Origin of the sequence: Klebsiella sp. CN_Kp106, assembly GCF_040064575.1 — a bacterium.
Taxonomy (GTDB): Bacteria; Pseudomonadota; Gammaproteobacteria; order Enterobacterales; family Enterobacteriaceae; genus Klebsiella; species Klebsiella michiganensis.
Genome location: NZ_JBEAIG010000002.1, coordinates 30,385 through 44,650 on the forward strand (window position 1 = coordinate 30,385; position 14,266 = coordinate 44,650).

Here is a 14,266-nt window from a genome sequence, read left to right on the forward strand (position 1 = left end):
CCATCAGGCATTGTTGCCGCCCGGCTCAGTGCCGCCGAAGCGACGCTCTCGATTAACAAAGGCATGGAGTGCACCTTCAAAGTCCTGTTCAGCGAAATCGGGCCAAAGAACATCCGTAAAGTAAAGTTCGGCATAGGCAATTTGCCAAATCAAAAAATTACTAATGCGATGCTCTCCCCCGGTCCTAATAACTAAATCTACGGGAGCCAGTTCATGCATGCAGACCTGCTGGCTCAGCATCTCTTCTGTGATTTGCTCGGGCTGAAGCACCCCGTCTTGCACCTGTTTGGCCAGATGACGAACGCCCTGTACGATATCCCAGCGACCGCCGTAGTTCGCCGCAATATTCAGGGTCAAACCGGTGTTGTTCTCAGTCAGCGCCTCCGCTTTGCGAATACGCTCCTGGAGACGCGCATTGAAGCGCGTGGTCTCGCCGATAATACGCAGACGCACATTATGCCGGTGCAGACTTTTCACTTCGCTATCCAGCGCCCAGACAAACAGCTCCATCAGCGCGCTGACTTCCTGCGCCGGGCGATTCCAGTTTTCACTGCTGAACGCGTATAACGTCAACGCTTCAATACCATTATTCGCCGCGAAAGAGACGGCGCGACGAACAGATTTAGCGCCGGCTTTATGGCCAAAGGCGCGGATCTTTCCTTGCCGTTTTGCCCAACGCCCGTTGCCATCCATAATAATGGCCACATGACGACAGCCATGCGCAGGCAACATTTCGCTGACAGTTTGATTAGCAGACAACATAACGCGTTTTAAGTCCATAATAAGGATTAGCTAAGCTACTAAACACGGGCCACCGGTCAGCGCTGGATACGCATTTTTATCCGGTGCCGGAGCTACGGCCAATCGCAGAGAACAACCAAAAGCTTTACGCAAAAAAGCCGTGTCTTGCCACGGCCACCGTAATCTTTCACACCAAAATGCAACGATCGGATGGCGCAGACTATATCACTGAAGCACAGCGCCCACAAATATCACAACGCGTATCAGAATTTGCGCCACGCCGTCAGGAGCTGGCCTGCGCTTACCCGGGCCATCGCATCAATAGCCAGCACTTCATCAATACTTTGCGGCTCATTTAACGCCTGTTGATCCAGCACCGCCTGATTTATCGCCGCAATATCGGTAAAGCGAATATCCCCGTTCAGAAACGCCGCGACCGAAACTTCATTTGCCGCATTCAGCGCCGTGGTCGCCGCCTGGCCGACATCAAAAGCCTCCATGGCCAGCTTCAGACAGGGGTAACGGCCGTAATCCGGCGCCGAGAAGCTCAGAGTGCTCAACTGACAGAAATCCAGCGGTTTCACGCCAGAATTAAGGCGTTTTGGCCAGCCCATCGTGTGGGCAATCGGCGTACGCATATCCGGCTCGCCGAGCTGCGCCAGGACGCTGCCATCCTGATAACGTACCATCGAGTGAATCACCGATTGCGGATGGATCAGGACTTCCATCTGCTGCGCCGAGGCGTTGAACAGCCAGCGGGCTTCGATATACTCCAGCCCTTTGTTCATCATGGTGGCCGAATCGACAGATATTTTGCGCCCCATCGACCAGTTTGGATGCTTGCATGCCCGATCGGGGGTCATCGCCGCCAGTTCAGAAATCGCCGTTTCCCGGAAGGGACCGCCGGAGCCGGTGAGCAGAATCGACGCCACGCCGTTCTGGGTTAAATCAGCGTATCCCAGATTATGTTGAATTGTTTCCGGCATACTCTGAAAAATCGCATTATGCTCGCTATCAACCGGCAACAATCGTGCGCCGTACTGCTGCACGGCATCCATAAACAGACGGCCGCAGGTCACCAGCGACTCTTTGTTCGCCAGCAGCACCGTTTTACCCGCACGAATGGCTGAGAGCGTCGGCACCAGGCCTGCTGCGCCGACAATCGCCGCCATCACCTGCTCAACCTCGTCGAGCGCCGCCACTTCTGCCGCCGCCTGCTGGCCGCTCATGACTTCCGTTCGGCTGCCCTGCTCGCGCAGTTGCGCACGCAGCAGCTCCGCGCTGTGCGCATCGTCCATTACCGCGTAACGAGGGGAGAATTCCAGACATTGTTCAACCATACGGTCGACATTTTTCCCGGCGACCAGCGCGGTGATAGAAAAGCTATCAGGATTATGGCGCACCACATCCAGCGTGCTGCAGCCGATAGAACCGGTCGAACCAAGAATGGTTAATTGCTTCATGAGGCGTCCAGAATAATGAAGACAGGATAAAAAGCAAAACGCCGCCAGCAAACCCTTATGCATCAATTATCGGTTGACAGAGCGGAGGCGCAAGGCCTTTGACATGGCGCCAAAGGCTACAAGGCCAGCCGTCTAAACGCAATCCCGAAAATTGAGCGTACGGTCTCCTGTACGGCGTTTCAGATTTTACGCAGGCCGATCGTCAGACCTGCGTGTCGGCAGAGAATCAGAACTGCATCAGTTCCGCTTCTTTATCCGCCAGCGCCGCATCAACTTTCTTGATAGCAGCATCAGTCATTTTCTGCACATCTTCCTGAGAGCGGCGATCGTCATCTTCGCTGATCTCTTTCTCTTTCAGCAGCGCTTTGACTTTGTCGTTGGCATCGCGACGAACGTTACGTACGGCAACGCGCGCCTGTTCAGCTTCGCCACGCACGATTTTGGTCAGATCTTTACGACGCTCTTCGGTCAGCGGCGGCAGCGGAACGCGGATATCGCTGCCCGCAGAGCTTGGGTTCAGACCGAGGTCGGAAGCCATAATCGCTTTTTCAACGGCCGGGCTCATGGAACGATCGAAGACGTTGATCTTCAGCGTGCGGGAGTCTTCTACCGTTACGCTAGCCAGCTGACGCAGCGGAGTCGGCGTGCCGTAGTATTCCACGATAATGCCATCCAGCAGGCTGGGAGAAGCACGACCCGTGCGTATTTTGCTGATTTGGGTTTTGAACGCTTCAACGCATTTGTCCATGCGTACTTCAGCATCTTTTCTGATATCGCTAATCACGTTACGAATCCTTGAAAACTTGTCTCAGACAGACCAGACGGTCGCCCACTGCAAAAGTGAGCTAAGTATAGTCATGTTTATGCTCAGCGTCTTTCAGGCTGCGGGTCAGCCGCAGCATTCCGTCCACAGAGCATGTTGAAAACCATCGGGTCAAAAACCCGAAAAAGTAAGGCCGAATATTACCCGTATTTGACGCTAACGGGAATTACTCAGTAATTAATGTGCCTTCTTTTTCACCCATCACCACGCGGCGCAGCGCGCCAGGCTTATTCATATTGAATACGCGAATCGGCAGTTTGTGGTCACGCGCCAGGGTAAAGGCCGCAAGATCCATCACTTTCAGCTCTTTATCCAGTACTTCGCTGTAGGTCAGCTGATCGTACATCGTTGCGGAAGGATCTTTGGCCGGGTCAGCGGTAAATACACCGTCGACTTTGGTGGCTTTCAGTACCACATCGGCTTCAATTTCAATGCCGCGCAGGCAGGCAGCGGAATCGGTGGTAAAGAATGGGTTGCCGGTACCCGCGGAAAGAATCACCACGCGGTTGTTACGCAGCAGGCTGATAGCTTCCGCCCAGCTGTAGTTATCGCACACGCCATTCAGCGGAATCGCTGACATCAGGCGGGCGTTCACATAGGCGCGATGAAGTGCATCACGCATTGCAAGGCCGTTCATGACCGTTGCCAGCATGCCCATGTGGTCGCCCACAACGCGGTTCATACCCGCTTTCGCCAGACCAGCACCACGGAAAAGGTTACCGCCACCAATCACTACGCCAACCTGAATACCCAGCTCAACCAGTTCTTTGATTTCCTGAGCCATGCGGTCAAGTATGCTCGCATCAATACCGAAGCCTTCTGAACCTTGCAGAGCTTCGCCACTTAACTTAAGCAGAATACGTTTGTAGACGGGTTTTGCATTGGTAGCCATGTTTCTTTCCTGAGACTGTCAACGAATGAGATGAATTAATTCTGGCGACATTGTACGTCGCTTTTCAGCGTGCCCACTATAGCGGTTGGCTGAATTTACACATTAGGCGCAAAAAGAAGCCGCCCTCAGGCGGCTCCTTTTGAAAATTAAGACTGCTTGGACATCGCAGCAACTTCTGCTGCAAAGTCAGTCTCAACTTTCTCAATGCCTTCGCCCACTTCAAAGCGGATGAAGCCAGTCACGTCAGCGTTGTGCTCTTTCAGCAGCTGAGCAACGGATTTGCTCGGGTCCATAACGAACGGCTGACCGGTCAGAGAAACTTCGCCGGTGAATTTCTTCATGCGGCCTTCAACCATTTTCTCTGCGATTTCTTTCGGCTTGCCAGACTGCATGGCGATGTCCAGCTGAACCTGGTACTCTTTTTCGACCACTTCAGCGGAAACGTCTTCCGGCTTAACGAATTCAGGCTTGCTTGCAGCGATGTGCATAGCCAGCTGTTTAACCAGCTCTTCGCTCGCGCCTTTAGCGGCAACCAGAACACCGATACGCGCGCCGTGCTGGTAAGAGCCCAGAACTTCGCCTTCCAGGGAAGAAACGCGACGGATGTTGATGTTCTCACCGATTTTAGCAACCAGCGCAACGCGTTCTTCTTCGAACTGTGCTTTCAGAACTTCAACGTCGGTGATTTTGCCTGCAACAGCTGCATCCAGAACTTTGTTAGCAAATGCCTGGAAGCCACCATCTTTAGCCACGAAGTCAGTCTGGCAGTTAACTTCCAGAATGATGCCGTAGGTGCCATCGATTTTAGTGATGATCACGCCGTCAGCGGCAACGTTGCCCGCTTTTTTCGCTGCTTTAATAGCACCGGATTTACGCATGTTTTCGATTGCCAGCTCGATGTCGCCGTTCGCTTCAGTCAGCGCTTTTTTGCAATCCATCATGCCTGCGCCAGTACGCTCGCGCAGCTCTTTTACCAGGGATGCGGTAATTTCAGCCATTCTTTATTCCTCGGGAGATGTGATCGGCCCGGTTCCAGGAACCAGACAGATTTGAAAGTGAAAAAGGGGCCGCTAAGAGGCCCCTATTTATACACGGTACTAAATAAGGGTATGCCTTATTATTCAGCTTCTACGAAGCTTTCTTCCGCCTGAGAAGCCAGATCCTGAGAACGGCCTTCACGAACGGTAGCAGCAACAGCGCTCAGGTACAGGCTAACTGCACGGATTGCGTCGTCGTTACCCGGGATAACGAAGTCAACGCCGTCCGGATCGGAGTTAGTATCAACGATAGCAAATACCGGAATACCCAGGTTGTTTGCTTCTTTGATTGCGATGTGCTCGTGGTCAGCGTCGATAACGAACAGCGCGTCCGGCAGGCCGCCCATGTCTTTGATACCGCCCAGGCTGTTTTCCAGCTTGTCCAGCTCACGAGTGCGCATCAGCGCTTCTTTCTTGGTCAGCTTGTCGAAAGTACCGTCCTGGGACTGAGTTTCCAGGTCTTTCAGACGTTTGATAGACTGACGAACGGTTTTCCAGTTAGTCAGCATACCGCCCAGCCAGCGATGGTTCACGAAGAACTGGTCGCAGCTGTTAGCAGCGTCTTTTACCGCTTCGCTTGCAGCGCGCTTAGTACCAACGAAAAGGATTTTGCCTTTGCGAGAAGAGATCTTGTTCAGTTCAGCCAGAGCTTCGTTGAACATCGGTACAGTTTTCTCAAGGTTGATGATGTGAACTTTGTTACGCGCGCCGAAGATGAAAGGCTTCATTTTCGGGTTCCAGTAACGGGTCTGGTGACCAAAGTGAACACCAGCCTTGAGCATGTCGCGCATGGAAACAGTTGCCATGTTTAAAACCTCTATAGATAAAAGTTGGGGTTATGCCTCCACGTATCCCATATTACCGACCCCAAAGGGCACCCCGGAATATGTGCCGATACGTGTGTGTTGTTACACAAAGTGAGATTTGTCGCTTCAGTCCATCTTGTGTATCTGAGAATGGAACAGAAGTCCGGCGCGCTTTATACCACAAAACAGGACCAGACACCAACTGTTGTTGACGTCGCGTGCTGCTAATGATTCTCAATTTGGCAGCAGGACGCCCGGACTGTTAACATTGTTCAGACATAATCTATTATTGTCGAAAAAATCGACACTGCTGGACACAATCCATGGCTATTTCTATCAAGACATCTGAAGACATCGAAAAAATGCGCGTTGCCGGCCGCCTGGCCGCTGAAGTGCTGGAAATGATCGAACCCTACGTAAAACCGGGCGTCAGCACCGGCGAACTGGATCGCATCTGCAACGATTATATCGTTAACGAACAAAAAGCCGTATCCGCCTGCCTGGGCTACCACGGCTTCCCGAAATCCGTCTGCATCTCTATTAATGAAGTGGTGTGCCACGGGATCCCGGACGACGGCAAGCTGCTGAAAGATGGCGATATCGTCAACATTGACGTCACCGTCATTAAAGATGATTTCCACGGTGACACCTCGAAGATGTTTATCGTCGGTAAACCGACCATTCTGGGCGAGCGCCTGTGCCGCATTACCCAGGAAAGCCTCTATCTGGCCCTGAAAATGGTCAAACCGGGCGTTAATCTGCGCGCTATCGGCGCGGCTATCCAGAAATACGTCGAAGCCGAAGGTTTCTCCGTCGTGCGCGAGTACTGCGGCCACGGTATCGGCCGCGGTTTTCATGAAGAACCGCAGGTGCTGCATTACGACTCTCCGGAAACCAACGTGGTGCTCAAACCCGGCATGACCTTTACCATTGAACCGATGGTCAACGCGGGTAAAAAAGAGATCCGCAGTATGAAAGACGGCTGGACGGTAAAAACCAAAGACCGGAGCTTGTCTGCGCAGTATGAGCATACTATTGTGGTGACAGACAGCGGCTGCGAAATACTGACGTTACGCAAGGATGACACCATCCCGGCGATAATCTCGCACAACGAATGATGAAAAGCCGGCGCCAGCCGGCTTTTTTATGACGGGCACCCTATGGGCCGCCGCAAGCGACGTTAAAAATCGCTCCCGGCGATTTTTTATGACGGGCGTCCTGCCCGTTACCCTATGGGCCGCCGCAAGCGACGTTAAAAATCGCTCCCGGCGATTTTTTATGGGCGATAGTTTTTTATTATGGTGGCGCGATGAGCAACTCTTTATCTGATACTGTCTCCCCTGCCCTGGCCGACCAGCCGGCGAATCCGGGCTGCTGGCCGCAGAGCGACTTCAACTGCGCGGCTATCAAGGCGCACATCGACGCTTTTCAGCGCTGGCTGGGCGAAGCGTTTGACCACGGCATCGCCGCAGAGAGATTGATTGAGGCGCGCACCGAATTTATCGATCAACTGCTTCAGCGGCTATGGGTCGAGTACGGGTTCGGGTCGATGAACGACATCGCGCTGGTCGCCGTCGGCGGTTACGGCCGCGGCGAACTGCACCCGCTTTCCGATATCGACCTGCTTATCCTGAGCCGTAAAAAGCTGCCCGATGAGCAGGCGCAGAAGGTCGGCGAGCTGCTGACGCTGCTGTGGGATATCAAGCTGGAAGTCGGCCACAGCGTGCGCACCCTCGAAGAGTGCCTGCTGGAGGGGCTGTCGGACCTCAGCGTCGCCACTAACCTGATTGAATCGCGTCTGCTTATTGGCGACGTCGCGCTGTTCCTTGAACTGCAAAAACATATATTCAGCGACGGCTTCTGGCCATCGGAAAAGTTCTTTGCGGCAAAAGTCGAAGAGCAGAATGTACGCCATCAGCGCTATCACGGGACCAGCTATAACCTCGAGCCGGACGTGAAAAGCAGCCCCGGCGGCCTGCGCGATATTCACACCCTGCAGTGGATCGCGCGCCGCCATTTCGGCGCCACCTCGCTTGATGAAATGGTCGGCTTCGGTTTCCTGACCGAAGCCGAGCGCAACGAGCTTAACGAATGCCTGCATCAGCTGTGGCGCATTCGCTTTGCGCTGCATCTGGAGCTCAACCGCTACGATAATCGTCTGCTGTTCGACAGGCAGTTCAGCGTCGCCCGTCGCCTGCGTTACGAAGGCGAAAGCAACCAGCCGATCGAGCATATGATGAAGGATTTCTTTCGCGTCACCCGCCGGGTGAGCGAGCTGAACCAAATGCTGATCCAGCTGTTCGAAGAGGCGATTCTGGCGCTCACCGAAGATGAGAAGCCGCGGCCGATTGACGATGATTTTCAGCTGCGCGGCACGCTAATCGATCTGCGCGATGACACGCTGTTCATCCGCGAACCGCAGGCGATTCTGCGCATGTTCTTTATGATGGTGCGCAACAGCAGCATTACCGGCATCTACTCCACCACGCTTCGCCACCTGCGCCACGCTCGCCGTCATCTGACGCAGCCGCTTTGCTATATTCCGGAAGCGCGGACCCTGTTCCTCAGCATGCTGCGCCATCAGGGCGCGGTCAGCCGGGGGCTGCTGCCGATGCACCGCCATAGCGTGCTGTGGGCCTATATGCCGCAATGGTCGCATATTGTCGGTCAGATGCAATTTGACCTGTTTCACGCCTATACCGTTGATGAACACACGATCCGCGTGCTGCTTAAGCTTGAGAGCTTCGCCAAAGAAGAGACCCGCAGCCGCCATCCGCTGTGCGTTGAACTGTGGCCGCGCCTGACGCATCCGGAGCTGATCCTTATCGCCGCCCTCTTCCACGATATCGCGAAAGGACGCGGCGGCGACCATTCGATTCTCGGCGCGCAGGACGTGCTGAAATTCGCCGAGCTTCACGGTCTTAACTCGCGCGAAACCCAGCTGGTGGCGTGGCTGGTGCGTCATCATCTGCTGATGTCGGTCACCGCCCAGCGTCGCGATATTCAGGATCCGGAAGTGATCAAGCAGTTTGCCGAAGAGGTGCAAACGGAGAACCGTCTGCACTACCTGGTTTGCCTGACCGTCGCCGATATCTGCGCCACCAACGAAAACCTGTGGAACAGCTGGAAGCAGAGCCTGCTGCGCGAGCTCTATTTCGCCACCGAAAAACAGCTGCGCCGGGGGATGCAAAACACGCCGGATATGCGCGAGCGGGTGCGTCACCACCAGCTACAGGCGCTGGCGCTGCTGCGGATGGAAAATATCAATGAGCAGGCGCTGCACCAAATCTGGAACCGCTGCCGCGCCAACTACTTTGTGCGCCATACGCCAAACCAGCTCGCCTGGCACGCGCGTAATCTGCTGCAGCACGATCTCAGCAAACCGATGATCCTGCTCAGTTCCCACGCCTCGCGCGGGGGCACCGAGATCTTCATCTGGAGTCCGGATCGTCCTTACCTCTTCGCCGCCGTTTGCGGCGAGCTGGATCGACGTAATCTTAGCGTTCACGATGCGCAGATCTTCACCACCCGCGACGGCATGGCGATGGATACCTTTATTGTTCTTGAGCCGGACGGCAGCCCGCTTTCCGCCGACAGGCACGAAATGATCCGCGTGGGCCTGGAACAGACCATCAGCCAGCGCAGCTGGCAGCCGCCGGCGCCCCGTCGTCAGGCGGCGAAGCTGAGGCATTTTTCCGTGCCGACGGAGGTGAATTTCCTGCCGACGCATACCGACCGGAAATCCTTTCTTGAGCTGATTGCTCTCGACCAGCCGGGTCTGTTAGCGCGCGTCGGCCAGGTGTTTGCCGACCTCGGAATTTCGCTCCACGGCGCGCGAATTACGACAATTGGTGAGCGAGTAGAAGATTTATTTATAATCGCCACCGCAGACCGGCGCGCCCTTAATAATGAGCTACAGCAAGAAGTGCAACAACGGTTGACAGAGGCCCTCAATCCAAACGATAAAGGGTAACGTATTTTTTTAAGTAAATGGAAAGAGTAAACAATGCAGCAATTACAGAACGTTATTGAGTCCGCTTTTGAGCGTCGCGCCGACATCACGCCGGCAAACGTGGATACCGTAACCCGCGAAGCGGTTAACCAGGTGATTTCTCTGCTTGATTCCGGCGCGCTGCGTGTCGCTGAAAAAGTTGACGGCCAGTGGGTCACCCATCAGTGGCTGAAGAAAGCGGTTCTGCTCTCTTTCCGTATTAACGATAACCAGGTTATCGATGGTGCGGAAAGCCGCTACTTCGATAAAGTCCCAATGAAGTTCGCGGATTATGATGAAGCGCGTTTCCAGAAAGAAGGTTTCCGCGTCGTTCCGCCGGCGGCCGTTCGTCAGGGGGCGTATATCGCTCGCAACACGGTTCTGATGCCGTCCTATGTGAACATCGGCGCCTACGTTGACGAAGGTTCGATGGTTGATACCTGGGCGACCGTGGGTTCCTGCGCGCAGATCGGCAAAAACGTCCACCTGTCCGGCGGCGTCGGCATCGGTGGCGTACTGGAGCCGCTGCAGGCGAACCCGACCATTATCGAAGATAACTGCTTTATCGGCGCGCGTTCGGAAGTCGTTGAAGGCGTCATCGTCGAAGAGGGTTCCGTTATCTCCATGGGCGTCTACCTCGGCCAGAGCACCAAAATCTACGACCGCGAAACCGGTGAAGTGTTCTACGGCCGCGTTCCGGCGGGATCCGTCGTCGTCTCCGGCAACCTGCCGTCAAAAGATGGCAAGTACAGCTTGTACTGCGCGGTTATCGTCAAAAAAGTCGATGCCAAAACCCGCGGCAAGGTTGGAATCAACGAACTTCTGCGTACCATCGACTAAGCAGCATGAAAAGCGGGAGGCATCCCGCTTTTTTTATATATTGAGCTGGCGAAGATGGATTTTTTCGTTAATTATTCAAAGATTACGATGATATCAAAGGTACCGTTATGTACGATAATCTGAAAAGTCTTGGTATTACCAATCCTGATGAAATCGATCGCTATAGCCTGCGGCAGGAAGCCAACAACGACATTCTGAAAATCTACTTTCAGAAGGATAAAGGCGAGTTCTTCGCCAAGAGCGTCAAGTTCAAATATCCGCGTCAGCGCAAAACCGTTGTCGCCGACGGCGTGGGCCAGGGATATAAAGAAGTCCAGGAGATTAGCCCTAATCTACGCTATATCATCGACGAGCTGGATCAAATCTGTCAGCGCGATCGCACCGAAATCGATCTGAAACGTAAGATCCTCGACGATCTGCGTCACCTCGAAAGCGTGGTGACGAATAAGATCAGCGAAATCGAATCCGATCTGGAAAAACTGACCCGCAATAAGTAAGCCTGATACGGGCCAGATGCTGGCCCTGTTTCTCTCTGCCTCATCCTCTTTTTTCTCACTTACCCCCACCGGCAGCATCAGCGAATATCAGCTATTCCTCTCTGATATCATTTCATCTCATATCCCTATCTACATGAATGACATAATAAAATAAGTCGCTGTATGTTCAATTTCCACCTGAAAGGAGATCATACGATGACACAGGAAATTGAACAAAAATTTTATACCCTACAATCTGCGCCCTGGCTGGATAAGACCGGTTTTGAAAAAGGACGGCAGCACGATCGCCAGCCGCTGGGCTTTATTCTGCCCGCCAATACGCCGCTGCACATTCGCCAACCGGATATCAGCAACGGCAACTCGATTCTGCGCCTGCTTTGCAATGATACCGCGCTAGAAAGCACCAGCACGATCGCCACCGGCTGGAAAACGGTCAGCGCCACGGTCGACACCGTTCCTTTTGTCGATACGCTGTTTACCGACCAGTCCAGCGAATTCACCGTCATCTACCAGCAACCTGCGGCAACTAAACCGCTGCCGTGCTGGAAAGCAGGACAATCTGAGGATGAATTTTTCCTCAGCTGGGAGAAAAATCAATCCGCACTCGCGCTGCTTGATTTAGATGTGATTAACCTGCTGCTGCCCTACGCCGACCGCGATAATGCGATGAAAGCGGGCTTATCCTCGCTACACGCTTATTACACCCACCTTTTCAAATGCTATAACGACTGGGCTGGGCTAAGCGATCGCCCGGATGCGCCGTGGAACCAGGATGTCGCCAACCGCTACTTTGTGCGGGCAGATAAACACGGCGTCGGCGCAGCCTATTATCACCCCTGGTGGTGCGCACATACATCATCAACGTTAGGTGAAGGCTGGCTGGATAACGTTGCGACGCAGTGGGTTATTCTTCATGAAATTGCGCACGGGTATCAGGGCAAATTTATGCAGGACACCACTCTGCCCGTCAATGAGATGTGGAACAATATTTACGCCGCTTTCTATCAGCAGCTTACCCTGAGCCAGGATAATCATCTCTATGTGGATGGCTGGCTCTATAACTATGGTCAGCAGGCCGTACAGGAACTCCAGCTGATGACCTATATAAAAGACCAAACGCCGGTCGCCAGCTGGGGCCTGCGTCCGCGCCTGCAGTTCCTGATGCTGATGTTGCTAAAAGCAGGAACCAAAGCCTTCAGCGCCTTTAACCAGAACTATCGTGAACTGGCCAACGGCGATAGCTTCCGGCCGTCCGATTATCAGCTTATCGATATGTTGGCTACCGCCATTGCCGCCGCCGCAGGGTATGATGTCACGCCGTTTATCGAGCTATGCGGCTTAACGCTGGAAATTACCACTAAGGGAGATATCGCCGCGCTGGCGGCAAAACCGCTCTATCCGCTATATCTTTTCCTTCCGCAAAGCGAATGGGATAGCGCGCGGCGGCAGCTGGGGCTGGACTCCTTCGTCTGGCTGGTGGATAACAGCGAACTGGTGGCATTAGGCAAAACGGGGACGCTATCCCTGACGTTCAATATCGACCAGCTGGAACAAATTTACGGGCGAACGCTGACGATTAAAGATAATTGTGGCACGCATTATTCACTGGTTGTTAATGATGACACGTTGATCCTGAATGATATTCCAGTCGGCGTTTACCAGATCGATCCTCCGAAAGGCCGTTCACAAAAATATCGTCCGGATATCAGCTATCTCGTCGTAAAAGAAGGGGCGAATGCGGCTACCATCAACTACACCCGACAACGCGATACCCGCGGGCGTAACGTGACAATGAGCTTTTTAGGTATTGGCGACACGCCGTTTGCATATCTGGATATCGATTTCGAAAATCAGCAGCTTACGCTGAATATTACCAGCGCCACGCCGCACAACAACTACCCTGACGCGCTCTATGCCGGCGTATGCGTACTTTCCGCCAGCGGCGAAAAAGTCTTTGAGCGCAATATGAACGGCACAAACTGCGCCACCGGTAAGGTGATTATTCCCTTCGGCCCTCACTATCACTTGTATATTACTCACGTCGAGCCGGGACGTCTAAAAGCCTCCCCGGAGTATTTACCGCTGATCGCGGGCGAGAAATGCCAGCTGATGCGTATTGATGAGAGTGGGCTTTACAACTTTATCCTCGATAATAATCCGGCGGAAGATTTACTGGCTATTTTCGAGCATGACGCTCAGGCGATGCGTAACCAGCCTTCGCTATTAGCGCAGGAAGAGAGCGTATGTAAAAACGATCTCTGGCTGATGCTCTCCCATATTGAAGAGCCCCAGCGCAGCAGGCTGCTTAAAGAGTATGCCGATGTTCTGCCTCAGGATAATAGTGAACCGGGCGAGTTGACGGGCAAGAGCGTGACCCTCAATCTCAGAGGACAGGGCAACAAAGATTTTTGCCAGATCGTTATCGATAATCAACAGCACGCCATGACGGTCACCACCCGTACCGGCGCGCCGCACCCGTATTATGTCTCCCATACCTACGCCAGCATTACGGTAACCGGGGCGGACGAAACGGTGGTTTATCACCGCAGCTATGCCGGAGCGACCAACAACCTGGCAAACAGCGAAACTATCGCCCTCGCTGAAAACATGATCATTGAGGTTTTCCATGATGAGCCATTCCGCTCCAGCGCCAGCAATGATACGACGCATCGCGCCATTACGCTGAAGCAGCACAACCGCTGGCGGGTAGTGAAGGATGGGCTGGAGGCCTGTTCGCTGGTGCCAGACCCGGAGGATAAAGAAACTACGGATGCTGAGGACGAGGCTACAGAGCTGTATGGCGATCTCTTCTGCTGGCAGCTACTTGGCAATGATAATATTCGTTTTGCGACGATGGAGATGGATATTGGCCGCGGCGCGCTCACCTTTACCGCCAGCCCCGTGGTGCCGAATAAGCACTTTACGACGGCCTATGCCGCGGTGAATATCTACAATACGCGCGGCTCGGTGGTTTATCGCCAGTCCATTAAAGGCTCATCGCAGCTTGGCGACTATATAGATACGGCAATACTTGATGAGGGCTATATCATCGAAGTCTTCCATGCCGAAGCCGGCGGTCGCTCCGTCATTATCAACCCACAAAACGGTAACGCCTGGCCACAGCCTCATACCGTCTCCTGGCAAGTCACGGCCCGCGGACTGCAGCGCCTGTAATT

General features: G+C 53.8%; 11 protein-coding genes. 5 read left to right on the forward strand and 6 right to left on the reverse strand.

Going from position 1 to position 14,266, the window contains the following annotated elements; all coding sequences use genetic code 11:
• Nucleotides 1-3 precede the first annotated feature (3 nt).
• The 6 genes from ispU to rpsB form a co-directional block, all read right to left on the reverse strand.
• A complete protein-coding gene (ispU, locus tag ABLU96_RS02080; RefSeq protein WP_004098751.1) occupies nucleotides 4-762 on the reverse strand; it encodes a (2E,6E)-farnesyl-diphosphate-specific ditrans,polycis-undecaprenyl-diphosphate synthase in 759 nt (252 codons plus the stop codon).
• A gap of 242 nt (nucleotides 763-1,004) precedes the next feature.
• Nucleotides 1,005-2,204, reverse strand: a complete 1,200-nt coding sequence (ispC, locus tag ABLU96_RS02085; RefSeq protein ID WP_057173044.1) for a 1-deoxy-D-xylulose-5-phosphate reductoisomerase — start codon at nucleotides 2,202-2,204, stop codon at nucleotides 1,005-1,007.
• A gap of 226 nt (nucleotides 2,205-2,430) precedes the next feature.
• Entirely contained in the window at nucleotides 2,431-2,988 is a 558-nt protein-coding gene (gene frr, locus ABLU96_RS02090) for a ribosome recycling factor (protein WP_004098748.1), read from the reverse strand.
• Nucleotides 2,989-3,193: 205 nt separating this feature from the next.
• Entirely contained in the window at nucleotides 3,194-3,919 is a 726-nt protein-coding gene (gene pyrH, locus ABLU96_RS02095; RefSeq protein WP_004098747.1) for a UMP kinase, read from the reverse strand.
• A gap of 146 nt (nucleotides 3,920-4,065) precedes the next feature.
• On the reverse strand, nucleotides 4,066-4,917 hold the full coding sequence (gene tsf / locus ABLU96_RS02100; protein ID WP_004098746.1) for a translation elongation factor Ts: 852 nt from the start codon (nucleotides 4,915-4,917) through the stop codon (nucleotides 4,066-4,068).
• 119 nt (nucleotides 4,918-5,036) lie between these two features.
• Nucleotides 5,037-5,762: a 30S ribosomal protein S2 gene (gene rpsB, locus ABLU96_RS02105; protein ID WP_003856207.1), complete on the reverse strand. Its 726-nt coding sequence runs from the start codon at nucleotides 5,760-5,762 to the stop codon at nucleotides 5,037-5,039.
• A gap of 323 nt (nucleotides 5,763-6,085) precedes the next feature.
• On the opposite strand from rpsB, the gene map reads away from it, so the two are divergent.
• The 5 genes from map to ABLU96_RS02130 all read left to right on the forward strand — a co-directional run bounded on the left by map (nucleotide 6,086) and on the right by ABLU96_RS02130 (nucleotide 14,264).
• Entirely contained in the window at nucleotides 6,086-6,880 is a 795-nt protein-coding gene (gene map / locus ABLU96_RS02110; protein ID WP_004098745.1) for a type I methionyl aminopeptidase, read from the forward strand.
• A gap of 191 nt (nucleotides 6,881-7,071) precedes the next feature.
• Nucleotides 7,072-9,735, forward strand: coding sequence for a bifunctional uridylyltransferase/uridylyl-removing protein GlnD (gene glnD, locus ABLU96_RS02115; protein WP_046878565.1), 2,664 nt, complete (start codon nucleotides 7,072-7,074; stop codon nucleotides 9,733-9,735).
• Between the two features lie 33 nt (nucleotides 9,736-9,768).
• On the forward strand, nucleotides 9,769-10,593 hold the full coding sequence (gene dapD / locus ABLU96_RS02120; RefSeq protein ID WP_004098743.1) for a 2,3,4,5-tetrahydropyridine-2,6-dicarboxylate N-succinyltransferase: 825 nt from the start codon (nucleotides 9,769-9,771) through the stop codon (nucleotides 10,591-10,593).
• A 107-nt stretch (nucleotides 10,594-10,700) separates the two neighbouring features.
• Nucleotides 10,701-11,090, forward strand: a complete 390-nt coding sequence (locus tag ABLU96_RS02125; RefSeq protein WP_004098742.1) for a DUF3461 family protein — start codon at nucleotides 10,701-10,703, stop codon at nucleotides 11,088-11,090.
• Between the two features lie 195 nt (nucleotides 11,091-11,285).
• The gene (locus ABLU96_RS02130; RefSeq protein WP_348862301.1) at nucleotides 11,286-14,264 is read left to right on the forward strand and encodes a putative mucin/carbohydrate-binding domain-containing protein; all 2,979 of its coding nucleotides are present in this window, start codon (nucleotides 11,286-11,288) and stop codon (nucleotides 14,262-14,264) included.
• Nucleotides 14,265-14,266: the final 2 nt, after the last annotated feature.

Coding starts and splice junctions, on each gene's coding strand:
- ispU (WP_004098751.1), bottom strand. CDS start 762: ATGTTGTCTGCTAATCAAACTGTCAGCGAAATGTTGCCTGCGCATGGC.
- glnD (WP_046878565.1), top strand. CDS start 7,072: ATGAGCAACTCTTTATCTGATACTGTCTCCCCTGCCCTGGCCGACCAG.
- dapD (WP_004098743.1), top strand. CDS start 9,769: ATGCAGCAATTACAGAACGTTATTGAGTCCGCTTTTGAGCGTCGCGCC.
- ABLU96_RS02125 (WP_004098742.1), top strand. CDS start 10,701: ATGTACGATAATCTGAAAAGTCTTGGTATTACCAATCCTGATGAAATC.
- pyrH (WP_004098747.1), bottom strand. CDS start 3,919: ATGGCTACCAATGCAAAACCCGTCTACAAACGTATTCTGCTTAAGTTA.
- ispC (WP_057173044.1), bottom strand. CDS start 2,204: ATGAAGCAATTAACCATTCTTGGTTCGACCGGTTCTATCGGCTGCAGC.
- rpsB (WP_003856207.1), bottom strand. CDS start 5,762: ATGGCAACTGTTTCCATGCGCGACATGCTCAAGGCTGGTGTTCACTTT.
- tsf (WP_004098746.1), bottom strand. CDS start 4,917: ATGGCTGAAATTACCGCATCCCTGGTAAAAGAGCTGCGCGAGCGTACT.
- map (WP_004098745.1), top strand. CDS start 6,086: ATGGCTATTTCTATCAAGACATCTGAAGACATCGAAAAAATGCGCGTT.
- ABLU96_RS02130 (WP_348862301.1), top strand. CDS start 11,286: ATGACACAGGAAATTGAACAAAAATTTTATACCCTACAATCTGCGCCC.